Origin of the sequence: Streptococcus sp. KHUD_015, assembly GCF_051106265.1 — a bacterium.
Classification (GTDB): Bacteria; Bacillota; Bacilli; order Lactobacillales; family Streptococcaceae; genus Streptococcus.
Map to the genome: position 1 here is coordinate 1,602,522 of NZ_CP193665.1, position 23,279 is coordinate 1,625,800.

At 40.9% G+C, this 23,279-nt stretch carries 19 protein-coding genes; 1 reads left to right on the forward strand and 18 read right to left on the reverse strand.

What is annotated here, in order from left to right; genetic code table 11:
- Positions 1-3 precede the first annotated feature (3 nt).
- Positions 4-2,061, reverse strand: coding sequence for a penicillin-binding protein PBP2B (pbp2b, locus tag ACORHU_RS07315; RefSeq protein ID WP_434364102.1), 2,058 nt, complete (start codon positions 2,059-2,061; stop codon positions 4-6).
- Positions 2,062-2,252: 191 nt separating this feature from the next.
- Between pbp2b and ACORHU_RS07320 the strand changes: the two genes are divergently transcribed.
- Positions 2,253-3,104, forward strand: coding sequence for a MurR/RpiR family transcriptional regulator (locus ACORHU_RS07320; RefSeq protein ID WP_434364104.1), 852 nt, complete (start codon positions 2,253-2,255; stop codon positions 3,102-3,104).
- Between the two features lie 61 nt (positions 3,105-3,165).
- Here the strand turns inward: ACORHU_RS07320 and ACORHU_RS07325 are convergent, their stop codons facing one another.
- From ACORHU_RS07325 to ACORHU_RS07405, 17 genes are all read right to left on the reverse strand, one after another.
- The gene (locus tag ACORHU_RS07325; RefSeq protein ID WP_153226343.1) at positions 3,166-3,516 is read right to left on the reverse strand and encodes a type II toxin-antitoxin system RelE/ParE family toxin; all 351 of its coding nucleotides are present in this window, start codon (positions 3,514-3,516) and stop codon (positions 3,166-3,168) included.
- Complete coding sequence (gene relB / locus ACORHU_RS07330; protein ID WP_434364106.1) at positions 3,506-3,793, reverse strand: type II toxin-antitoxin system RelB/ParD family antitoxin; 288 nt, start codon at positions 3,791-3,793, stop codon at positions 3,506-3,508. The genes ACORHU_RS07325 and relB overlap by 11 nt, the downstream gene beginning before the upstream one ends.
- A 190-nt stretch (positions 3,794-3,983) precedes the next feature.
- Entirely contained in the window at positions 3,984-4,880 is an 897-nt protein-coding gene (locus ACORHU_RS07335; RefSeq protein ID WP_434364108.1) for an ROK family protein, read from the reverse strand.
- Positions 4,881-4,897: 17 nt separating this feature from the next.
- Positions 4,898-5,815 (reverse strand): dihydrodipicolinate synthase family protein, encoded by a 918-nt coding sequence (locus ACORHU_RS07340; RefSeq protein WP_001281499.1) that lies wholly within the window; start codon positions 5,813-5,815, stop codon positions 4,898-4,900.
- A 171-nt stretch (positions 5,816-5,986) separates the two neighbouring features.
- The gene (locus tag ACORHU_RS07345) at positions 5,987-6,631 is read right to left on the reverse strand and encodes a DUF624 domain-containing protein (protein ID WP_434364111.1); all 645 of its coding nucleotides are present in this window, start codon (positions 6,629-6,631) and stop codon (positions 5,987-5,989) included.
- A gap of 19 nt (positions 6,632-6,650) precedes the next feature.
- Positions 6,651-7,103, reverse strand: a complete 453-nt coding sequence (locus ACORHU_RS07350; RefSeq protein WP_247934924.1) for a YhcH/YjgK/YiaL family protein — start codon at positions 7,101-7,103, stop codon at positions 6,651-6,653.
- 227 nt (positions 7,104-7,330) lie between these two features.
- Positions 7,331-8,170: a carbohydrate ABC transporter permease gene (locus tag ACORHU_RS07355; protein ID WP_001192119.1), complete on the reverse strand. Its 840-nt coding sequence runs from the start codon at positions 8,168-8,170 to the stop codon at positions 7,331-7,333.
- 15 nt (positions 8,171-8,185) lie between these two features.
- A complete protein-coding gene (locus ACORHU_RS07360; protein ID WP_434365169.1) occupies positions 8,186-9,052 on the reverse strand; it encodes a carbohydrate ABC transporter permease in 867 nt (288 codons plus the stop codon).
- Between the two features lie 221 nt (positions 9,053-9,273).
- Complete coding sequence (locus ACORHU_RS07365; protein ID WP_434364114.1) at positions 9,274-10,602, reverse strand: ABC transporter substrate-binding protein; 1,329 nt, start codon at positions 10,600-10,602, stop codon at positions 9,274-9,276.
- Between the two features lie 114 nt (positions 10,603-10,716).
- A complete protein-coding gene (locus ACORHU_RS07370) occupies positions 10,717-11,415 on the reverse strand; it encodes an N-acetylmannosamine-6-phosphate 2-epimerase (RefSeq protein ID WP_001135675.1) in 699 nt (232 codons plus the stop codon).
- Between the two features lie 286 nt (positions 11,416-11,701).
- Positions 11,702-15,862 (reverse strand): SIALI-17 repeat-containing surface protein, encoded by a 4,161-nt coding sequence (locus tag ACORHU_RS07375; RefSeq protein ID WP_434364116.1) that lies wholly within the window; start codon positions 15,860-15,862, stop codon positions 11,702-11,704.
- 675 nt (positions 15,863-16,537) lie between these two features.
- Complete coding sequence (locus ACORHU_RS07380; protein ID WP_061087695.1) at positions 16,538-17,518, reverse strand: acetylxylan esterase; 981 nt, start codon at positions 17,516-17,518, stop codon at positions 16,538-16,540.
- Between the two features lie 296 nt (positions 17,519-17,814).
- Positions 17,815-18,297: a PaaI family thioesterase gene (locus ACORHU_RS07385; RefSeq protein WP_061087694.1), complete on the reverse strand. Its 483-nt coding sequence runs from the start codon at positions 18,295-18,297 to the stop codon at positions 17,815-17,817.
- A 416-nt stretch (positions 18,298-18,713) separates the two neighbouring features.
- Positions 18,714-20,729, reverse strand: a complete 2,016-nt coding sequence (recG, locus tag ACORHU_RS07390; RefSeq protein ID WP_434364118.1) for an ATP-dependent DNA helicase RecG — start codon at positions 20,727-20,729, stop codon at positions 18,714-18,716.
- 18 nt (positions 20,730-20,747) lie between these two features.
- Positions 20,748-21,851, reverse strand: coding sequence for an alanine racemase (gene alr / locus ACORHU_RS07395; RefSeq protein WP_434364120.1), 1,104 nt, complete (start codon positions 21,849-21,851; stop codon positions 20,748-20,750).
- Positions 21,841-22,203 (reverse strand): holo-ACP synthase, encoded by a 363-nt coding sequence (gene acpS, locus ACORHU_RS07400; RefSeq protein WP_434365171.1) that lies wholly within the window; start codon positions 22,201-22,203, stop codon positions 21,841-21,843. Before acpS ends, alr begins: the two co-directional genes overlap by 11 nt.
- A 44-nt stretch (positions 22,204-22,247) precedes the next feature.
- Entirely contained in the window at positions 22,248-23,279 is a 1,032-nt protein-coding gene (locus ACORHU_RS07405; RefSeq protein WP_000864041.1) for a 3-deoxy-7-phosphoheptulonate synthase, read from the reverse strand.

A 23,279-nucleotide genomic window follows, 5' to 3' on the forward strand; every position in this document is an offset into this window, starting at 1 on the left:
TTTCTAATTCATTGGATGGTATTTTTGATACAGATTGATAATATCACGCGCAATGGACGGTCCTACACCATTTGTTAGATTGGTATTATGAGGAAAGACCACTGCCACAGCAATTTGGGGATTATCAGATGGGGCATAGGCCACCGCATTGGTATTGGTTGCTTGCTGACCATCTGCCACATAACTTTCGGCTGTACCCGTTTTTCCGCTAATAGATACCAAAGCACCATTTGAAAAGGCACGACCAGTTGTCAATCCACTAGTCCCATGGGCAACCTGATAAAATCCTTGTTGCAAGATACTCATATCGGAGTCAGAAATATTGACCTTGTTCATCTCTGTCGGTTTCAGTTGCTGAATCAAGTCGCCCAGTCCTCCCTTATCATTATTTCCGTAAATACCTTCAACAATACGAGGAGCCACACGAACTCCATTGTTAGCAATAGTTGCCACATACTGAGCCAACTGCATCGGCGTATAGTTATCAAACTGACCAAATGAATTCGTAATATAGTTAGCAAGATCATAATCTTTAGGGATAAAGCCGGTAGATTCATCTGGTAAATCAATACCTGTAGCTGATCCCAAACCATACTCACCAAAGGTTGAGCGTAATTTCCCCATAGCCGATTCTAAGTTTCCAATTGCTGCAATCATATTCGGTTGATAAGTTAATCCCATGATCCCTAAAGCCGTTTGTACCATATAGGGATTGGATGAATACTCCAAGGCTTGAACAGCTGTAATCGGCATCGGACCAGAAGAAGCTGTATACCAAGAATTGATAGGGGGTGAACCTTGAAAAATAATTGACTGATCTGTCAAAGTTTGATTACCAGATAGTACACCATTTTCCCAACCAGAACTAATAGTTGCCGCTTTTACAACCGAACCTGGGACAAAGACATTGGTTATCGTTCCCAAGGAATCCGACATTAACTCGCCTGTTTTCAAGTCATGTTTGATCCCTGACATGGATAAAACAGCACCTGTTTTAGGATTAAGGGCGACTGCATACACACCTTCAGAATACTTAGCTCCACCATTTCCCAACTCTGAATTGAAATAACTTTTAAGCAAAGCATCCACGCTATCTTGGAAGGACAAATCAATGGTCAGTTTAATATTATTCCCTTTGGTACCATCTTCGATATTTTCGACACTTTCCATGTTACCGTACTTATCTAGATGAATTTCTTTCACCGAGCGTTTTCCTTGTAAGGTTTCCTCGTATTGTTTTTCCAGGTAAGAAGTCCCAACACGGTCATTAAGAGAATAGCCCTTTTTAAGATAGGCTTCTGCTTCTTCCGCTGGGAGACCGGCTTTTTCACTGGATACACTCCCTACTATAGAAGAAAGGGAAGTTTCCAAAATCTTTCGATCCCAAGAAGTAGAAATACTAATGCCAGGCATCTCCTTTGAAATAGAGGCAATAACAGCCACCTGAGAATCATTTAGAGGATCTGTCGCAATGGTTCCTGTCGCAAAGTTTCCAACCGCATTTAACTGACTAAAAAGATAGACTTCTTTCTTTTCATCCTCTGTATAGTTTAGTTGACTCGTCTGGACACTATCGACCGCATTGTTATACAGTTCTGATTCAGATAGACGATTACCATCTGAATCCAAGCGTTTCTCACTTGGGAGAGCCTCTACTGTTTTTTTATAGATCTCAGGATCAGCTAAATAATAATCTGCCAGCTGGCGTTCTGTCAAATTTGGCGAAGTGATGCTCACATATCCCAGTAACTGACTAGCGATTTCTTTCAGATCTTTAGCCGTCATTTTATTGCTACGCGTAAAGGAAACAACCTGCTTTAAAGTATTTTCTACCAAAGGTTTGCCACTAGCATCATAAATCTCCCCACGAGCGGAACTGGTTGTAACCTTGGTCTGACTAGCTGAAGCTAGCTTTTTTTCATAAAAATCCTTGTTCAGAACCTGCATATACAACAAACGACCAATAATGGTCAGAAAAAGTAAAATGACAATTGAAAACAATAAATTAAGCCGAATCGGAATCGAATGGCTATTAAATTTTCTCATACAAATCTGTCTCATTTCTAATAAAAATCTTACTCTCCATTTTACCATAATTTGAGAATAAAATTGTAGAAAAGAAGGAAGCTTTTTTCGTTTTTACGGCAAGATACGTTTTTATTTATTCATCCCTATATTATATGTTATAATGAATGTAAAAGTTCAATAATCTATCCTTTTTCCAATACGACTCATTTAAAGGAGCCTTCCCTATGGACAAACCAGATATCGCAACTGTCATTGATTCACATTTTGAAGAAATGACAGACCTAGAGCAAGAAATCGCTCGCTATTTTTTGCAAGCTGAAACGATTACAGATGATTTATCTTCTCAACAAGTCACTCAGAAATTACATATCTCCCAAGCCGCACTAACTCGCTTTGCTAAAAAGTGTGGCTTTACTGGCTACCGAGAATTCATTTTCCAATACCAACACCAAGCAGAGAAACAAGCCAACCAAGTCTCCAAGCACAGTCCACTGACCAAACGAGTCCTCAGAAGCTATAGCAATATGAGGGAACAAACGCAAGACTTGATTGACGAAGTCCAACTAGAACGAATTGCCCAATTAATCGAAGATGCTGAGCGTGTCTACTTCTTCGGAACAGGGAGTTCTGGACTGGTTGCTCGTGAAATGAAATTTCGCTTCATGCGTCTGGGGGTAGTCTGTGAAGCTTTGACCGATCAAGACGGCTTTGCCTGGACAACCAGCATTATGGATGAAAATTGTCTAGTGCTCGGCTTTTCACTCTCTGGCACAACACCTTCTATTTTGGATAGCCTATTGGATGCCAGGGAGATGGGCGCAAAAACTGTTCTCTTTACAAGTGTACCCAATAAAGATAGTCAGGTCTACACAGAGACTGTTCTTGTAGCCACCCACAGCCAGCCTTCCTATATCCAACGAATATCCGCTCAACTTCCTATGCTCTTCTTTATCGATTTGATTTATGCCTACTTTTTGGAAATCAATCGCGAAAGTAAGGAGAAAATCTTTAATAGCTACTGGGAAAATAAGAAACTCAACGGTTATCGTAAACAAAAACGTGTCAGAAAATCCTAGTTTGGCTGAGCCAAACTAGGATTTTTATTCATCACCAAACATACCTCTTAAAGATTATGAATCAGTCGTATCTTGACTTAGTCTTAAATAACTTCATGTAATCACTTTTTGAAGGGAGTAAATAAGCAAGTCTGACGGTATCCTCAACAATTGTATATAATACAATGTAATCCTTACTCAAGGTCAATCCTCTCGTTTGGTAGTGAGGATCTAATTTCTTACCAAATTTTTCATCGGCATCAAATCCAGCTTGGAGGAAAATTTCTAGACGATTAATATCTTTTCTGATACTCGCCACTTTTCGTCTCGCAGCCTCTACAGAACCGATTTCCTCTGCTATATACTGATATATTTTATCCAGACTATCAATCACTCTAGGAGAATACAAAATCCTATATTTTTTATAATCCATAGCGTGTCACGACATCCTCATCTGTCAAGTAATTTCCAGCCTCAATCTTGGCATAACTTTCTTGAACTTCTGCTTGTAATTGTCTAAACAAATACTCCTTCTCTAATTCCTCTTCACTCAGTAAATCTACTTCATTTGTTACGGCAACATTCTTTAAAAATAATCTAAGTGCCGATGAAAGAGAGAGATTTTGTTCTTTTAACACTTTCATGGCATCATTTACCAATTCTCTATTAGCTTGGAAGGTCACAATTTTACTTGAATTCGCTATAGCCATTTTATATAACTCCTTTATATATTTTATTTATTATCTCATAATTATAAAGAAAGTCAAGGGGCTTTGATTTGAAAATCCTAGTTTGGTTGGGCCAAACTAGGATTGTTTTGTATTGATACTCTTCGAAAATCAAATTTAAACCACGTCAGCTTCGCCTTGCCGTACTCAAGTACTGCCTACGGCTAGCTTCCTAGTTTGCTCTTTGATTTTCATTGAGTATAAAATGATAATAAGCACCCAACATACCTGCCGTATTTTGATGATGAGCAAATTCTAATCGTGTTTTTTCTGCTAAACTTGGTACCAAAGCCTCTTTCAAGGCTGTACGGATCTTAGGTTTGAGGATAGCCTCTTGCCCCATGATACCACCACCGAGAATGACCACTTCTGGATTGGCAACGTAGCAAATATTTGCCAGACCTTTCCCAAGGTAATCTACCATGCGGTCAATGCCTTCCATGCAGATTTTGTTTCCTTCAGTAGCTTCCTTAAAAATACGTCGACCATTCCACTGGTCAACTGGATCTCCATGACCTGCTGCTACATACTCAACCAAGGCTGTTGTAGAAGCCAAATCTTGGAACGCTCCATCCTGCATATGCATATAACCAACTTCACAGGCTGAATTGCTAAATCCATGGAAAACTTTCCCATCCATAATCAAACAACCACCGATACCGGTTCCAATAGTCAAGCAAAGAGTGACACTCGCTCCCTTACCTGAACCAGATACTGCCTCAGCTAGACCTGCACAGTTGACATCATTTTCAATCTCACAAGGAATAGTAAAGCTAGTCTCGATTTCCTTTTTGAACTGGGTACCTGCATAGTTAGGGATTTGAGGACCAGCATAGAAGATTTCACCCTTGTCTGGATCCACCATCCCAGCAGAAGAAATGGCAACACCTGCTACTGGGCCTTTTTCTAAATAGCTGGCTACAATATCTTTGGTCTTTTGTAAGATATGAGGTCCACCCTGATGCGCTTCTGTTGGCATTTCATGCGATTCAACAAGTTGGCCTTCTTGGTCGATCAAGCCATATTTGATGTTGGTTCCACCGATATCAATTGCAACGTAGTGTGTCATAAATACCTCCTTATAGATTAGAGGAAGCGCTCCTTGGTTTCACGAATCAAGGCTGCAGCTGCTTCCACAACTGGACGATCTTCTTCAGTCACTGGTGTCAAAGGTGAACGAACAGATCCAATATTAAGTCCTTCATTGATCTTCAAGACTTCTTTAATGACACCATACATATTTCCATGTGCAGAAGTGAGTTTACCAATGATAGCGTTGATAGCGTATTGTAATTCACGCGCTGTTTCCAAGTCTTTATCCGCAATCAATTGGTTAAGTTTCAAGAAGAGTTCTGGCATAGCACCGTAAGTACCACCGATACCAGCCTTAGCACCCATGAGGCGTCCTCCTAGGAACTGCTCATCTGGACCATTAAAGACGATATGGTCTTCTCCACCAAGGCTAACAAAAGTTTGGATATCTTGAACTGGCATAGAAGAGTTCTTCACACCGATAACACGAGGATTCTTCAACATTTCAGTATAAAGACTTGGAGTCAAAGCAACACCTGCCAATTGAGGAATGTTGTAGATCACATAGTCTGTATTTGGAGCTGCAGAACTAATATCGTTCCAGTATTTGGCAACGGAGTATTCTGGCAAGCGGAAGTAAATTGGTGGAATCGTTGCAATGGCATCTACACCCAAGCTTTCTGCATGACGAGCTAGTTCCATACTATCTTTAGTATTGTTGCAAGCAACATGAGCAATAATGGTCAATTTGCCTTTGGCAACTGCCATGACTTCTTCCAAAATTAACTTGCGGTCTTCAACGCTTTGGTAGATACATTCACCAGAAGAACCATTGACATAAAGACCTTGAACACCTTTATCAATAAAGTATTGAACCAAAGCACGAGTACGTTCTGGGCTTACTTCTCCTTGATCATCATAACATGCGTAGAAGGCTGGAATGACACCTTCGTATTTTTTCAAATCTGACATAGACTTTCTCCTAAGATTTCTTTTTTCTGCTAAAGGCAGGATTTATTCTTTACGTGTTTAGTATACACCTTGCGAAAAACGCTTTCAATATCTTGTGTACACTTAGATTTTAGTTTCGATATGTATTTTGAAATGTTTATGGCTTGAAAGTAGTTTCAGAAACAAGCCAGCTTATTGGTATTTTGCGAAAATTTTCTCCATCAATCCAGTCTGGATAAAGACCAAGAGCCCAAACCCAAAAAGCAGGAAGGCTGAGCCACCTAAAAGTAAACTGAAGGCGGACAGATAAAGAACCATCACAATAAGAAAGAGAATAACTAACATGAGGAAGAACCAAGGAAAGTTAAAACTTGCCAAGATAAGACCTTTTTGTAACACTTCTTTCCAAGTTAAATCAAAGCGCGCAGCGATGGGATAGCTAGCCAACATCACGATAGTGAGGAAGATAAGAACGCCTAGACAAATAACTTTCACCATTTGGAACGGCATAGCTGTCTGACCCCAGAAGAGATAGAGATCTAGAAGGCTTAATGAGACGATACCCAACTCAAGCAGACCTAACTGAAGACCTAGCTTCAGATTTTGCTTGAAAGCTCTTAGATAGATTTTAAAGACAGGCACACGTCTGCTCTTCTTAATCTCAAACATAGTCTCGTAGAGGCTAATTTTGGCCACTCCAATCGTTACGATGGGCAAACAAGTGACGACAAAAAGAAGATTAGCTGTCACGATATCCAAGACCTTCTCACTAAAACGCATGAGAAAATTATCTGTATCAAATGCTGCCTTGATAAGGCTTACTCCTTTTTGTGCCATGTTTCCTCCTCCTGATTTTTTAATCAATCAAAATTTTAAAGAGATATTTGCGAACCTTGTCTTCCATACCTGCATAGCCATTTGGCTGGTGGGGTTCTCCTGGGAAGAAAATCGCAAAATTGTGATAACCCAACAAGAGTGGGTATTTTTCATGACAATGAACAAAGCCAATGTCACTCGCTTCGTCGAATGCTACTGCTTCGTCTTTGATACGTGAACCGTAGCTTGAATATTCATGTCCTTCTACCAGCAAATGCAAATCTGCATAGTTCTTATGATGCTCAAATTGGTCATTTTCAGCTTGATTGAGGACATTTTCTTGAACAACTAGAAAGACTTTATCTCCATCAATCTCATACTTTCCTAATTCGAAAGAATCCTTACGATGCTGGTAGAGATAGTCGATAGCCTTATCTAAATTGGGATGAATCCCTTTGTAAAAGGTAATGTTTTTCAAATCGTCAAAAATCATACTCTTTCCTTCGTTTTTGATAGTTAACTAAAATCATAGATTAAGTTTATAAGTGTCTAACAAAATCTATAAGGTAAGCAAATACCCAACATTTTGTAGACACTTATAACTCTGTATTCTCTTATACTCAATGAAAATCAAAGAGCAAACTAGGAAGCTAACCGCAGGCTGTACTTGAGTACGGTAAAGCTACGCTGACGTGGTTTGAATTTGATTTTTGCAGAGTATTAACCTTTAACAGCTCCCATAGTAATCCCTTGAGTGAAGGATTTTTGGAAGACAAGGAAGACTGTTACGATTGGCACGGCTGCAAGAGCGGCACCTGCCATAATCAAACCATAGTTGGTTGCCATTTCGGCCTGCATGGTCGCAACACCGAGTGAAATGGTCAAATTGTTACGTGAAGTCAACATTACCAATTGCATAAAGTAGTCGTTCCATGTATTGATGAAGGTGAAGATTGCAAGGGCTGCAAATCCTGGTTTCACAATTGGGAAGGCTACGCTCCAGAATGTACGAATCTCACCGCATCCATCGATTTTAGCTGATTCAAGCAATTCTGTTGGGATGTTTTCACTGAACTGTTTCATGAGGAAGACCCCGAATGGCCATCCAATCAAAGGCAAGATAACTGCCCAAAGAGTATCATGGATTCCCATGAAGTTGACGATACGTACCAATGGTACAAGAACAACTTGTTTTGGAAGTGCCATAGCAGCGATAAAGATAGCGAAGAGAATACGTTGACCATAGAAACGTTTTTTAGCCAATACATAACCTGCTAGAGATGAGGTTGCACAGACTAAGAACATGGTTACCAATGAGATAAACACAGAGTTCCACATCCACTGCATAGCAGGGTTTTGCACCATGAGTTGTTGGAAGTTTTCCATGGTTGGCATTTTAGGGAACCATTGTGGCGGAATCATAATGGTATCAGGCTGTGACTTGAAGGCACCTGTCAAAATCCAGTAGAATGGAAAGATGAACAGCACTGTCAACAAGAGCAAGATAATAGTTGAAATAACAGTGAAAGCTGTTAAAGGTTTCTTTTGTGTAGATTGCATAGCTGTCTCCTTTCTTTAGTATTCTACGTCGTTTCCAAGTACTTTAAATTGAACGAAGCTTACGATAGCAATCATAACTGCTAAGAAGACACCGATGGTGTTGGCATAGCCGTACTCTGTCAATTGGAAAGCTTTTTCGTAAAGGTAGTACATAAGTGTACTTGTTGAGTAGTTTGGACCACCAGATGTCAACAACTGAATCAAGGCGAAACACTGGAATGAGTTAATTGTTGTAATGATTGCAATGTAAAGTGTTGTTGGAAGGAGGCTAGGCCATTTAATCTTCCAGAAAACTTGCAATTCAGTCGCACCGTCAACTCGAGCTGCTTCCACCAATGAATTGTCGATATTCCCCATGGCAGCGATATAAAGGATAATCGGCTGACCAACAGATGTAGTCAAAAGGATAATCATAATCGCCATCAAAGCCCAGTTTTTATCTCCCAACCAAGAAATGTTTTGGCTGATGATGTGACTTGACTTAAGGACAAAGTTAAGAATCCCTGATAGTGGGTCATAAATCCATTTCCAAACAACTGTTACGGCAACACTACCTGTTACAACAGGAAGGAAGAAGACGAAACGGTAGAAGGATCTGGCAATGGCATTTTGATGATAGGTCTGAGATGCTACAAAGAGTGAGAATAGAACAACAATCGGAACCGATCCAATAACCAGAATAACGGTATTAATCAAAGACTTCATAAAGACAGGGTCTTTAAACATGCGAACGTAGTTGTCCAAGCCCACAAACTCAAATTTAGTCATTGAGTAGTTAAAGAAACTTGTAATGAATCCCATAATCATAGGAGCCAATACAAAGATGACAAAGAAGAATAATACTGGTGCTAGGAAAGCGTAGGAAATCACTGTTTCCCGCATACGAATTTTATTGACTTTCACAGTCGGCACCTCTCTTTCACAAATAAAATATTTTGGATTTTCTTGAACTGTTTTAAAATCAAAATGAAATTTTTTAAGATTCGCTTATGTAAGAACTTCATTTTAATTTCGTGACAGTTCCTTACATTTCAAACAAAATCCTCCCTTTTCTTACATAGATTATGCACAGGGAAAAGGGAGGAGTCAATCTGATTTAGTGCTTATTGTTTTGTAGCTTTTTTAATTGTTTCGTTAGCTTTTTCAGTGAAGGCTTTCAAAGCATCCGCTGGTTTTTCGTCACCATTTGATACAGATTGCAACATTGGGAACCAAAGTGTTCTCATTTCAGCAAAACCATTGATAGTGTTGTAGTATGGTGAATAGTATTTAGTCCAACCGCTGATTGTTTCCATACGTTTGTCTTCATAAAGTTTGCCAAATGAAGTACGAACTGGGAAGGCACCTGTACGAACAACGTCTTTTGGACCCCATTCTTTATCATCCGCGATAAATTGGATGAATTTCTTAGATGCTGCAACTTTCTTGTCATCTTTGTTGTTGAATACTGCAAATCCGTTTACAAGGTATTCAAGAGCTGGTTTACCTGAATCTGATGGGAATGGTACTTCTACCACTTCTACTTTACTTGCTTCCAAGAGTTTTGCTTGGATACCGTTTTGAGCTGGTGCCCAAAGGATTGTGTAAGATGTTTGACCGTTGGCAAAGTTTTGGATATCTGCTCCACCGTCAAATTGTGAACCGTTGTTCAACAAACCGTCTTTGATCCAGCTAGCTGCTTTTTCAAGACCTTTGACGAATTTAGGATCATCAGTTGTATATTTTGTTACATCTTTATCTGTTACAGAACCGCCGTAAAGGTTTGAGATGAAGGCACGTGTTCCTTGGTCTCCCCCTTGACCAGAACTGAACAATGAACCTGGTGTGTAGCCTTTTTCTTTAAGCGCTTTCAAAACTTTTTCAAAATCATCAGTTGTCCAACCTTCTTTTACAAGGTTCGCAACTCCAGCATCTTCCAACATTTTCTTGTTCATGGCCATGTAGAATGGTGCTGAACTGATTGGATACATATAAGCTTTGTCTCCAGCTTTACTTGCTTTTACAATGTTTTCATTGTTGACATCTTTAACAAAGTCATCTGTGAAGAGGTCATTCAAGTCAGCCAATTTACCATTTTTACCATATTGGATGATACGTCCTGGTGCGTCAAAAAGTACGTCTGGAGCTGTACCTGCTTCGATAGCTGTAGTGATCTTTTCTGGACCTGACTTAAAGTCGATTGTTTCCAATTTCACTTTTACATCTGGGTTTGCTTTTTCAAAGGCTTCGATGATAGATTTTTCATATGTTCCAACACCGTCACCAGTTTTTTCTTGTGTGAAGACTGGGAATGCCCACCAAGTGATTTCTGTTTTTCCGCTATCTCCACCAGATTTTCCAGTATCTTTACTTCCGCCAGAATTTCCACATGCAGCAAGGCCAAGAATCGCAGCACCCGCAAGTACTGTACAAGCTAGTTTTCTAAATTTCATTTGTATTCTCCTAATTGATAAGCGTATCCATATTGGATAATGAGTAAGTTTTTATTTGTATCCGTTTTCATTTTATCCGACGCATCCACCACTCTCCTCTGCTTTGAGATTGTGTTATTTAAGACCAGCAACGAAGCGTTCTGTAATCTCTTTTGGTCTAGTAATAGCGCCACCGACAACAATACCTCGCACTCCATATCCAAGGATTTGTTTGGCTTGTTCTGGTGTATGGATTTTTCCTTCTGCAATGACATCCACTCCTGCATCACAGAGTTTTTTGATCAATTCAAAATCTGGTCCGTCCACTTTTGGACTATAAGATGTATAGCCTGATAAGGTTGTTCCGACAAAGTCAATTCCTGCTTCTACAGCTGCTAGTCCTTCTTCGAAAGTACTTGTGTCAGCCATCAAGAGCTGGTTAGGATATTTTTCCTTAACCTGACGAATGAACTCTTGAATCTCCAAACCATCGTAGCGTTCACGCTTGGTACAATCCAGAGCAATCACCTCGATGTCCAGTTCTGCCAATTCATCAACTTCTTTCATGGTAGCCGTGATGAAGGGTTCTTGTGGCGGATAATCTCGTTTGATAATCCCGATAATCGGAAGTTTTGTAACCTCCTTTATTTCTTTGATATCACGAACACTATTTGCTCGGATACCGACTGCTCCACCTTGCTCAGCCGCTTTGACCAGCAAGGGAATGACTCCTCCCGCTTCTGTATAAAGCGGTTCGTGAGGAAGGGCCTGACAAGAAACGATGATTCCATCTTTGATTTGTGCAATCAAGGCTTCTTTAGTAATCTGTGGCATCCTCTTTCCTCCTTTTCCTTGTTCTTATGAGGTCATTATATACCATTTGTTAAGCGCTTTCAATACTTTGTCATAGAATAGATTTCAGTTTCAAAAGTATTTTATAGAACAGCTGTTTCTGAAAGTAGTTTCAGCAGGGGAAATAATTCACATCTATTACGTTTATTTACCTCTCTATCTCAATTTATATCAATAAAACCAGCCCAGAATTCTAACTATCTTATTAGATTCCAGACTGGCTTATTTTATATGAACATAAAAATTCAAAGAACAACTGAAGACAAAGTTAACTGTCTTTTTGTTTATAGAAAATCGTTACTCCAAGGATCATTCCCACAAAACCAAGCAAAACTGTTGTTATTGATTTATTCTCACCTGTATTTGGTAACTTAGACTGCTCATTATTACTTACTTTATTCTCTAATCGATTAGATTCAGAGTTTTCATTTGTTGATAACAATTTAGGCGACAGTGAAAGTTCCTCAGCCTTGTTATCTGCTGTAGGATTTTTAAATGGTGTATTGTCAATGGAGTGTCGGAAAGTCATCGCATAAATACTAGAATTGTTAATTTCAAAAATAATCTTTCCATCTTTTTGTTCGAATTCAATAGTGTGTAGTTTTCCTTCTGGATCTACAGCATAAACATTCTCAACGGACTGATCTATAGCAAAAGTAACAAGGACTTTTCCTTCAGGTTTAACATATCTGCCATTTACATCCTTCAATTTGATATCAAATGCTTTGTAGTTTAATGAACTTAAATCACTAACTTGAATTTCTTGAATTTGAATACCTATCACATTTTTCAATACTTCTTCTGAAGCTTGAATTTGAACACTTCCTGTTTCATTTTTTAAAATACGTTGTGAACTAGCAATTCCTGAGACAACGTGCTTCGTTTCTGATTCATCTTTAGTGTTTTTATTATTTACTTGTTTATCAGTAGATTTCACTACTGAACTTCCTTCTCCTGAGGTTGATAATGGACCCATATATTCTGGGATTTCTAGTATCGGAGATTCACCTCCATTCACGCCACCTTTAAACTCTGGCTTAGCTACTGTAGGAGCTGGAAAATCTCCTAATGTGGACAGAACGCCGCTATACTCTGGAACTTCTGTAACCAGTGAGTCGCCTCCGTTAACTCCGCCTGTAAAGTCATGCTGTTCAACTGTTGGAGTCGATTCTTCTCCTGAGCTTGATAATGTATCACCCATATACTCTGGCTTAGCTACTGTAGGAGCTGGAGAATTACCTAATGTGGATAGAACACCACTATATTCTGGAACTTCTGTAACAAGTGAGTCGCCCCCATTCACGCCACCTTTAAACTCTGGCTTAGCGACTGTAGGAGCTGGAGAATCTCCTAATGTGGATATAATACCGCTATACTCTGGAACTTCTGTAACAAGTGAGTCGCCCCCATTCACTCCGCCTTTAAACTCTGGCTTAGCGACTGTAGGAGCTGGAGAATCTCCTAATGTGGAGAGAGCACCACTATACTCTGGAACTTCTGTAACAAGGGATTCGCCTCCATTCACTCCGCCTTTAAACTCTGGCTTAGAGACTGTAGGAGCTGGAGAATCTCCTAATGTGGATAGGAAGCCTCTGTACTCTGGAACTTCTGTAACGAGGGATTCGCCTCCATTCACGCCACCTTTAAACTCTGGCTTAGAGACTGTAGGAGCTGGAGAATCTCCTAATGTGGAGAGAACACCGCTATACTCTGGAACTTCTGTAACAAGTGAGTCACCTCCGTTAACTCCGCCTGTGAAGTCTGAAATGTGATGGACCTCAGCATCTGAACCATTGACCCCACCTCTAAACTCTAACTTAGCTACGGTAGGAGCTGGAGAATCTCCTAATGTAGATAGAACACCGCTATACTCTGGAACTTCTGTAACAAGTGAGTCGCCTCCATTCACGCCACCTGTAAAGTCATGCTGTTCAACTGTTGGGGCCGGTTCTTCTCCTGAGGTTGATAATGTATCACCCATATACTCTGGGATTTCTAGTATCGGAGATTCAGTGAAAGGAACTCCGCCTGAAAAATCTGGTTTATCTACTATAGGGGCTGGAGTATCTCCTAATGTGGATAGAACACCCATATACTCTGGAACTTCTGTAACAAGTGAGTCGCCTCCATTCACTCCGCCTGTGAAGTCTGAAATGTGATGAACTTCAGCATCTGCACCATTGACCCCGCCTCTAAACTCTGGCTTAGCTACTGTAGGAGCTGCAAAATCACCAGATGTACCTAAAATACCAGAATCTTCTTTTCCACTATCTTTTTTTGGATCTAATTTCCCAGCTAAATCCTTATCCGAATCCTTCTTAGAAGGTTCCACTTCTTTATCTTCCACATAGACAGGATCTTTTGGTTGACCCTCAATATAAGAACGAACCCAATCCAGCTGCTCTTTTGATAAAACCAAACCACCACTACGGCTTCCTACAACACCATTTTGGTGAACTCCAATTAAAGCACCTTTATCATTATAAAGACCACCACCAGACGCTCCAGGTTTCGTACCTCCATAGCTAATTCCCTCTATTCCAGAACCGAAGTCTGTAGTTCCTACTACTTTGCTATCTAAAACTGGACTTAGCTTGTTATCTGGAAAACCATAGACCGAAACTGAATCCCCCTCTGCAACTTTCGAAGATTGTTTTACAACCTCTACAGGAGTTACTCCTTTTACTGCTTCTTTTAACCGAACCAAAGCTAAGTCATTTTTAAAGCCAAATACAGAGTCTTTCTTATTCCAATAAACAATATCATCATCTGAAAAATTCACAGACTTACCATTAGGTAAAGTTGCTTTATACACTGTATTGGTACGACCAGATTTAGTAACTACCTCAGAACCTTTAACTGTTAAGAAATTATGAGCGACTGTTAACACCAAATTTGGTGCAATTAAAGTACCTGACCCCGACCCATCTGGCGTTTGAATGTGCGTTGTAGCATAGAAATTTTCTGAGCCATTCGGAGCTTGTAACACCTCTTTACTAGGTACAGGTAAGTTCGATTTACCACTCAAATCGACTTTACCAACTTCAGTTCTTGCAAAATCCGAAGAAGACGTTGATGGAGGAGTTACCGAATCTACTACCGCTCTTATAATTGTATCTCCTAAAGCTAACTTACTGACATAGTCATCAGACCAACTAGTATCACTTGCTAGTTTGTTAATCGGCACTCCGTTATAGGATACCACTTTAGCTGTTGGGGAAGTTGCTATTAACTGTTTGAAGTCTGGATTTTGTCTTAAATGAAAATTCAAGCCACTTCCGACAGGACCTTCCTGAACAACCTTATCTGAAATCAAACGAGTTCCTTTAGTATCTTCCACTCGAAGTAGAACACGACCTTTTTCTTCACCCTTTACTAAAGTAGCACGACCTTTTTCATCGAAACTATACAAAGCACCGTCAATCTCAGACTCTACATCTTTTAAAGCTATATGATTTTCATCATAGTAGTAACGGTTTGCACCATCTATATACCAACCCTTTATACCATATTTATCAATCATAGAACGAATCCAAGCTCTGTGCTTTTCCGTAAAGATAGTACCACCACCAATACGCTCACTCTCAGGAGCGTTTGAAGTATTTGTTCCGTGCTGGTGGATACCGACTACCTCTCCCTTATCATTAAACAAAGGAGCACCTGAAAAACCTCCTAAAGCTGAGGAATGATAAGTGACTGCACCACTCTCTTTATTGATACTGCTCACAGTTGTTGAAACTGAATAAGCCTTACCGTCTTTCAAGCGAGCTTTATTTTCTTTACTTAAATTCGGAGTTGAAAAGTCATTAGGGTAGCCGACCATAGTGATTTTATCACCAGTAGAAACCTCTTTATGGCTCAATTCTCTTGGTGAATCTTCACCACCTGTCATAGCTTCTACAGGCTTTTTAGTTACCACTACTGCTAAATCATTGCTATAGTCTTTACCAAAGTCTTTGCCGTTATACAAGTGAATAGAGTCTTTTTCAAGAGTTTCCGATACACCTGAAGTAGGTACTTTATTGCTTTTCTCCTTTTCCGAGTTCATTACAACATAACTACGAGCAGACTCCCCACCACGCAAGACCGCAGACTTATCCTCTTGGTTTTTATCATAGTAGTTATGAGCTACTGTTACTATCACATTCGGCGCTACAAAGACACCGCTACCTGATGCGGTTTGTTTTCCACTCGTTCCACTGTCATAAGTTGTGTAAGTCATAGCAACACCTTCTGCAGATTTACTATGAACATCCACATCGTGAATATCGCTACCGCCTTGAATGACATCAGCAGAAACAACCCCGCCACCAATAACTGGTAACTCTGGTGCAGCTAAGCCAATCACCGCTGATAGTGTCAAACAACCAACCAAACCATAAGCTTTGGATTTACGAAATTTCCCTAAACCCTTTAAACATACAAACATACATTACCTCACTTTAACTTTCAAAGTTAATTTATCCAAGTATATTCTAAAAAATAAAATATTACAGTTTCCATTAGCATAACACTCTCTACTTTGATTCTTATAATAAAAATAGACATGGACTATTTTGCTACTTTACAAATGCTATTTAAGTACTGTATCTACAGGAATATCGTTTTTACAAGATATTATCCTAATGAGAAAAACTAAGTTATACATAAACTTATATATAAATGTTCATTTGTAGCGAAACTGTATATTTTCTTATAAATTATAACACATTTTACAGACGCTTTCCAATGTCTTGAAATAGGTTATACCACATTAGACAGAAGAACGACAAAATCAAGGAAAAAATCGGTTTAAAAAACATTGTTGGCATCTTATGGATGACTTTATACTCAATGAAAACCAAAGAGCAAATTAGGAAGCTAGCCGCAGTCTGCTCAAGACACTGTTTTGAGGTTGCAGATAAAGCTGACGTGGTTTGAAAAGATTTTCGAAGAGTATAAGATAACTGATGACTCTCCTCTGATTCATATTAAGAACTCTATCATTCTTTCCCTAAAATACAGTTATAGCTATAAGAGTTGTTGAATTTCAAAGTATATATGATCTAGAATATTTGCTGACTAGACTCTATACAAAAAGAGAGCTACTGGGCTCTCTCATTCATTATTTTACGTACTTAAAAGGAATCTCACTGCCACAGAGCCAGTTGTAGACTTGGTCATTGACAAAGACATTCATGGCTTCGTGGGCATACTCAGGCATAATGCGATAGGCCTTATCGCAGGTGAGACGGTTGTATATCGCAAACTGGGTAATAGGATAGCAAACATCGTCGTCCAAGCCCGTAATCATCTTGACCTTACCCTTGATACGATGAGCAAGATTTTTCACATCGATATAGGCAAGGGTAGCCATGATTTCCTCCTCAGTTTCATGGAAGGGATCATGGAACTTGAAATAACGGAACAGTTCGTCGTAAGCCTCGCTAGTATTACCAATCTCAAGCACTCGTCTAAAGTCTGACAAGAAGGGATAGATGGCAACTGTTTTCTGAATTCGAGGATTAAGCGCTGCTGCAACCAAGGCTAGAGCGCCACCTTGTGAGGCACCATAGCTAGAAAGACGCTTCTCATCTACCTGTGGCAGACTGGCAATAATCTCAATCAACTGGTAAATATCCAGATAAACATCCTTATAAAAGAGATGCTCCCGACCTTCCACAGCACCACGGATGATATGCCCCTTAACGGTATTTCCAAGAAGAGAACGCAAACCGTCTTGCGAGTAACCTGACTGGCCCCGCACATCCATGGAGACAACACCGTAACCAGACACGGTATAGGCCAGCATGTCAGCCCAGTCCCAGCCACGTCCCATATAACCATGGAAATGGAAGATTATCGGAACCTTCTCCTCACTCTTTGGAAGAACGACGCGCGCATAGACCTTACCTTCATTGGTTCCTTCAAATGTTAACTCATAGCACTTGACTTGAGGAATGCAGAAATCTCTTTCCTCCAACTGGTAGGCTGGAAGAGTTGAAACTTTTTTCACTTCCCCATCCCAGAAAGCATCAAAGTCTTCTGGAACCTCATCTCGCCCTCTATAAGTCTTGATTTCTTTTAACAAAGCTAGATTTTTCATAACATGCTCCTTTTTGTAATCGCTACCATAACTGTAGCATATCTAGAAAAGCAATTCAAGAAAGAAGGGTAATACTCTTCGAAAATCTCTTCAACCCACGTCAACGTCGCCTTGGATTATATATGTAACTGACTTGGTCAGTCTTATCTACAACCTCAAAGTAGTGCTTTGAGCAACCTACGGCTAATTTCCTAATTTACTCTTTGATTTTCATTAAGTATAAATAGAAAGTGAATTTAGCTTCTCCTCCTTCAAACCTATCATCTGAAGGTAATCTTAAACTTCTAGTACCAGTTTTACATATGATCCTTCACAGCTACAGCAACCATTTTAGCTCTTGCACGCACTTTACCCGCCACTGACATTTCCATAGAAATAATTGCCTTCCTTTCCCCTAATTCCTCCAGAGTAGAAATGACGACAATTTCATCGTTAATTGGGGTTGGGCTAAGATAATCAACTTCTAAATGAGCTGTGATGAAGCGACCGATAACTGTTTCGTCCGTCAATTCCAACCCTTTTTGATGGTGAGCAAACCATGCAGCGGACGCTGTTCCATGACAATCAAAAATAGTCGCTATCATTCCTCCAAAGACATTTGATGGAACTCCGCCAGTATACTGCTGGTCTACCTTAATACGGCTAATACAGCTTGTACCCTCTACACTTGGATAAGTTTTCAAATGCAATCCCAAATCATTCTTTGGGCCGCAACCCCAACAGTGCTGGAAGCGTTCTCCATACTTATCCTGGATAGCAATCGTTCTTGTTTCTAACATTCTTTTCACTCCTCCTTATTCAGATGGGGTCATTATATCAAGCTTCCGTCAAAGAGTAAATAGACTGGAAGACTAATATCTTTTTATCACTTGACTAAGTTTGATTTATAGCCGATTATTTTATAAAAATAAAAAGAGCATTTCTGCCCTTCTTCTCTGTTCAATCTTATTTTGTTGCTTCTTTCTTTTGGAAAGTGGTTTGGTAATTTACTTTAATCGTTACTGTCATGTGAGAGTCCTCGTTTCTTTTTGATGACTCTAGTATAAGGGGCAAACCTGAAAGCTAGCTTAAGTTTTCCTTAGAGAAAGCTTATACTCAATGAAAATCAAAGAGCAAACTAGGAAACTAGCCGCAGGCTGTACTTGAGTACGGCAAGGCGACGTTGACGTGGTTTAAATTTGATTTTCGAAGAGTATTAATCTAAATGTTCTTTCTTTTCCATATGAAGGGCAATCATGCGCCATTCCGGATCCTCTTGCCAACCTTCTATCGAACTAATGTAACTAGCAACCTTTCTGGCTTCTTCTAAAATCGGAAAATCTTCGATAATATCAGCCACTTGAAACTCTGGGAGACCTGACTGTCTGGTTCCAAAAATCTCACCCGAACCACGCATTTTCAAATCTTCCTCCGCAAGGACAAATCCATTAGTGGTTTCTGTCATGATGCGCATGCGGTCTTTCCCAGAATCCGTCTTAGGATTGGCAACGAGAACAGCATAGGACTGCTTGTCTCCCCGACCGACACGACCTCTGAGCTGGTGCAGCTGGCTGAGACCGAAGCGATCGGCATCCATGATAATCATGACGGTCGCATTGGGAACATTGACCCCAACCTCAATAACCGTTGTCGAAACCAGAATATCTGTTTTTCTCTCTTTAAAATTCTGCATAATCTGGTCTTTTTCGTCACTCTTCATCTTACCATGTAAAAGAGCCACCTCTGCCTTACCTGCAAAATGAGCCGTCAACTCTTCTGATAAGGCAATGGCATTTTTCAAATCCAGAGCTTCTGATTCTTCAATCAAGGGAGAGATGACATAGGCTTGAGAACCTTTTTGGATTTCCCCCTCTAACCAAGTCAAGACCTGAGGCAATTGCTCATATTTGATCCAGCGAGTCACAATAGGCTTTCGTCCTGCTGGCATCTGGTCGATAATGGAAACATCCATATCTCCAAAGGCTGTGATAGCCAAGGTTCGTGGTATGGGAGTTGCTGTCATCATGAGTACATCTGGATTATCCCCTTTTTCCCGTAAAATACGCCTTTGCCCCACACCAAAACGGTGCTGCTCATCGATGATAATCAATCCCAGACGAGCATAATCCACTCCATCCTGAATCAGAGCGTGGGTTCCGATAATCAAATCAGCCTCACCCTTGGCAATAGTCTCCAAGACTTCTCTCTTTTCTGCAACCTTCAAGGAACCTGTCAAGAGAGCAAGTTTTAGGTCTGGGAAGAGACTCTTCAAACTCTCAAAGTGTTGCTCAGCAAGTATTTCTGTTGGCACCATGAGGGCTGCCTGATAGCCAGCTGTCACCGCCGCAAACATGACCAAGCCAGCGACGACTGTTTTTCCACTCCCCACATCTCCTTGCAAGAGACGATTCATGTGATGGTCGAACTTCATGTCTGTCAAAATTTCCTGCAAACTCTTTTCCTGAGCTGTGGTCAGGGCAAAAGGAAGGCTTTCCTTGACTGCTGTCACTTTTTCCTGAGACCAATCCAGAACCAGACCACTTCCCTGAACTCTGTTTTCAGACTTGAGCGTCTGCAATTGCATTTGGAAGTAAAAGAGTTCCTCAAACTTGATACGGCGAAGGGCCTGCTTGTATTCTGCCAAATCCTTGGGGAAATGCATAGCACGAACGGCCTGACAACGGGACATGAGTTTGTATTTATCCAGCAAGGACTGAGGAAGATTTTCTTCTATTAAGAGGTCCAGTCCCTGATCAAAGGCCGTTTTAATGACCTTAACCAAACTGGTCTGACTGATTCCCTGAGCCAAGCGATAAACAGGTTGGAGGTCATCTTCCACCTGAGCCAGGACCTTCATCCCTGTCAGACTAGCCTTGGCGCGGTCCCATTTTCCAAAGACAGCAAGGGGTGCTCCCAACTCTATCTTATCAGCCAGATAGGGCTGATTAAAGAAATTTACCGCAAAAACAACTTCTCCCTGCTTGAGGCTAAATCGCAGACGATTGCGCTTGAAACCATAATACTGGACACTGGCAGGAGTCACTACCTGGCCAGATAGGACTGCCTTTTCACCGTCTTCTAGTTCCAATACTTGCTTGGTCTTGAAATCTTCATAACGGAAAGGAAAGTAGAGCAAGAGCTCTTGCAAATTTTCAATTCCTAGTTTGGCGTATTTTTCTGCTGACTTTGGTCCCACACCAGGTAAGACATGCAAGGGTTGATGTAGATTCATGCTCCACTCCTTTCTTTTCTAATAATATTCTCTCGGAATGCGGTCGCTGAGAAGGCAAACCACTTCATAGTTAATAGTTCCACGGTAGGTCGCTACCTGAGTAGCTGTGATCTCCTTGTCCCCGTTGGAACCAATCAAAGTTACTTTGGTCCCTAAGGGATAAAGCTTAGGCAACCGAATGGTGATTTGGTCCATAGATACTCGTCCAACGATTGGGCAAGCTTGGCCATCTACCAAGACAGAGAAATTTTGCATGTCTCGTGTCCAGCCGTCCGCATAGCCGATTGGCACCGTCGCAATGACTTGCTCGCTATCCGCTTGATAAGTTGCTCCGTAGCCCATACAAGCTCCAGCTGGAACTGTCTTGACATGAACCAGGGCAGATTCCAAGGTCAAGGCTGGTTTCAAGTCATAGGGTAAGTCCAAGACCTCTCCACTAGGATTCAGGCCATACATGGCATCTCCCATACGGACCGCATTGAAAATAGTCTCTGCATGCCAAAGAGTCGTTGCAGAATTACTAGCATGAACCAGCTCTGGAAGACCTTTCATACTTTCCAAAATAGTTTTAAACCGTTCTAATTGCTCATTAAAATAGGTATCTGATGCTTCATCTGCAGTAGCAAAGTGGGTAAAGATTCCTTCAACACGAGCACCGTATTGTTGGAGCAAAGCTTGAGCCTGCTCAACCTCACTTGCTTCTCTAAAACCGATCCGTCCCATTCCTGAATCAATCTTGAGGTGGACTGTCAATCCAGTTAAGTCCGCTTCCTTATCTAAGAGTGCTTGAATCCACTCCAGTCCAGCCACTGTCAAGGTGATGTCGTATTCTTTAGCAAGAGCAACTGCTTCGATGTCAGAAACTCCTAAAATAAGGATTTTCTTGCTGAGTCCAGCCTGTCTGAGTTCAATAGCTTCATCAATATTGGAAACGCAAAAACCATCAACATCGTCCTGAATCGCCTTGGAAACGGCAACAGCCCCATGTCCATAGGCATTGGCCTTGACCACAGCCAACTTGAGCGTTCCTTGAGGGATATGATCTCCCATTTGCTGAATATTTTGTTGAATAGCTCCCAGATGAATCAGAGCCTTGGTTGGTCTATGTGGACTAGCTTTCATGATTTTCCTCCAAAATGACACTGGCTGTCACAAACTGATCGGTGTGGCTGATAGACAGCCAAATCTTTCCTGAAAATGGTGACTGACTAAAATAAGGCGCCCCGCGTTCATTATTCAAGACTTCCAAATCTTGGAAACCAAGCTTTCCAATGCCAGTTCCCATTGCCTTAGAAAAGGCTTCTTTAGCCGACCAGCGACCAGCCAAATATTCAATTTGTCTGCGCCCTTTGAGACTGGTGAAGCGCTCCATTTCCTTAGCGGTCAACACGCGCTTAGCAAAACCTTCATATCGTGTAACTGCGCTTTCTATCGAAGCTAATTCTTCGATGTCAATTCCGTGTCCAACTATCATTCTCATCAAAAGGAGTTGAGATTCCCCAACTCCATCCTTTTCACTTATTTTGTCAAGGTAGCATAAATCTCTTCTACCAAGGCCTCTGTATTTTCCCAACCTAGACAAGGGTCGGTAATGGAGCAACCAAAGACCTCTGGTTGGTTTTGACGACCATCTGCTAGGTAAGATTCAATCATAAAGCCTCGAACTGTCTTTTTGATTTTCTCATTCCAATCACGATTCTGCAAGGTCTGGCGAACAATTCGAATCTGCTCCATATATTGCTTTCCTGAGTTATCATGGTTGGTATCGATGAGGATAAAGGGATTTTCAAGCCCCATGGCTTCATAGCGTTCAATGGCATTTAGCAGGGTTTCATAGTAGAAGTTAGGTTCGTTTTTCCCATATTCATTAACTGCGCCACGAAGAATGACGTGAGCCAAGGGATTTCCTGAAGTCTCAACTTCTTGACCATGGAAGAGGAAGGTCTGTTTATTTTGAGCGGCATAGATACCGTTAAACATGACCCCAAGGTTTCCTGAGGTTGGATTTTTCATCCCTACTGGTGCATCAATTCCTGAAGCCACAAAGCGGTGCTCTTGATCTTCCACAGAACGAGCCCCCACAGCATGGTAGCTGACCAAATCATCTACCAAGACCAGATTTGACGGATAAAGCATCTCATCTGCCGTTGTCAAACCAGTCTCTGTAATCACGCGGTAGTGCAACTGGCGCACAGCCTGCAAGCCGTTAATCAAACTTGGAGCTTTTGAAGTATCTGGTTGGTGTACCAAGCCTTTATAGCCGTCTCCATTTGTACGAGGTTTAGCTGTATAAACACGCATAACCATGAAAATCTTGTCCGCCACCTTCTTTTGCAAGGCGGATAAACGGCGAGCATATTCCAAGACAGCCTCTTCATTATCAGAAGAGCAAGGACCAATCACCAAAAGGATCCGGTCATCTTCTCCTGAAATAATGTCTGCCAATTCTCTATCACGGCGCTCCTTGAGTCGCAAGGCTTCCGCAGACAATTGGGTTTCTGCCTTGATTGCTTCAATATCGATTTCTTGACCTTTTTCAATAAATGCCAT

Coding starts and splice junctions, on each gene's coding strand:
- pbp2b (WP_434364102.1), bottom strand. CDS start 2,061: ATGAGACAGATTTGTATGAGAAAATTTAATAGCCATTCGATTCCGATT.
- ACORHU_RS07320 (WP_434364104.1), top strand. CDS start 2,253: ATGGACAAACCAGATATCGCAACTGTCATTGATTCACATTTTGAAGAA.
- ACORHU_RS07325 (WP_153226343.1), bottom strand. CDS start 3,516: ATGGATTATAAAAAATATAGGATTTTGTATTCTCCTAGAGTGATTGAT.
- relB (WP_434364106.1), bottom strand. CDS start 3,793: ATGGCTATAGCGAATTCAAGTAAAATTGTGACCTTCCAAGCTAATAGA.
- ACORHU_RS07335 (WP_434364108.1), bottom strand. CDS start 4,880: ATGACACACTACGTTGCAATTGATATCGGTGGAACCAACATCAAATAT.
- ACORHU_RS07340 (WP_001281499.1), bottom strand. CDS start 5,815: ATGTCAGATTTGAAAAAATACGAAGGTGTCATTCCAGCCTTCTACGCA.
- ACORHU_RS07345 (WP_434364111.1), bottom strand. CDS start 6,631: ATGGCACAAAAAGGAGTAAGCCTTATCAAGGCAGCATTTGATACAGAT.
- ACORHU_RS07350 (WP_247934924.1), bottom strand. CDS start 7,103: ATGATTTTTGACGATTTGAAAAACATTACCTTTTACAAAGGGATTCAT.
- ACORHU_RS07355 (WP_001192119.1), bottom strand. CDS start 8,170: ATGCAATCTACACAAAAGAAACCTTTAACAGCTTTCACTGTTATTTCA.
- ACORHU_RS07360 (WP_434365169.1), bottom strand. CDS start 9,052: ATGCGGGAAACAGTGATTTCCTACGCTTTCCTAGCACCAGTATTATTC.
- ACORHU_RS07365 (WP_434364114.1), bottom strand. CDS start 10,602: ATGAAATTTAGAAAACTAGCTTGTACAGTACTTGCGGGTGCTGCGATT.
- ACORHU_RS07370 (WP_001135675.1), bottom strand. CDS start 11,415: ATGCCACAGATTACTAAAGAAGCCTTGATTGCACAAATCAAAGATGGA.
- ACORHU_RS07375 (WP_434364116.1), bottom strand. CDS start 15,862: ATGTTTGTATGTTTAAAGGGTTTAGGGAAATTTCGTAAATCCAAAGCT.
- ACORHU_RS07380 (WP_061087695.1), bottom strand. CDS start 17,518: ATGAAAAATCTAGCTTTGTTAAAAGAAATCAAGACTTATAGAGGGCGA.
- ACORHU_RS07385 (WP_061087694.1), bottom strand. CDS start 18,297: ATGTTAGAAACAAGAACGATTGCTATCCAGGATAAGTATGGAGAACGC.
- recG (WP_434364118.1), bottom strand. CDS start 20,729: ATGAATCTACATCAACCCTTGCATGTCTTACCTGGTGTGGGACCAAAG.
- alr (WP_434364120.1), bottom strand. CDS start 21,851: ATGAAAGCTAGTCCACATAGACCAACCAAGGCTCTGATTCATCTGGGA.
- acpS (WP_434365171.1), bottom strand. CDS start 22,203: ATGATAGTTGGACACGGAATTGACATCGAAGAATTAGCTTCGATAGAA.
- ACORHU_RS07405 (WP_000864041.1), bottom strand. CDS start 23,279: ATGGCATTTATTGAAAAAGGTCAAGAAATCGATATTGAAGCAATCAAG.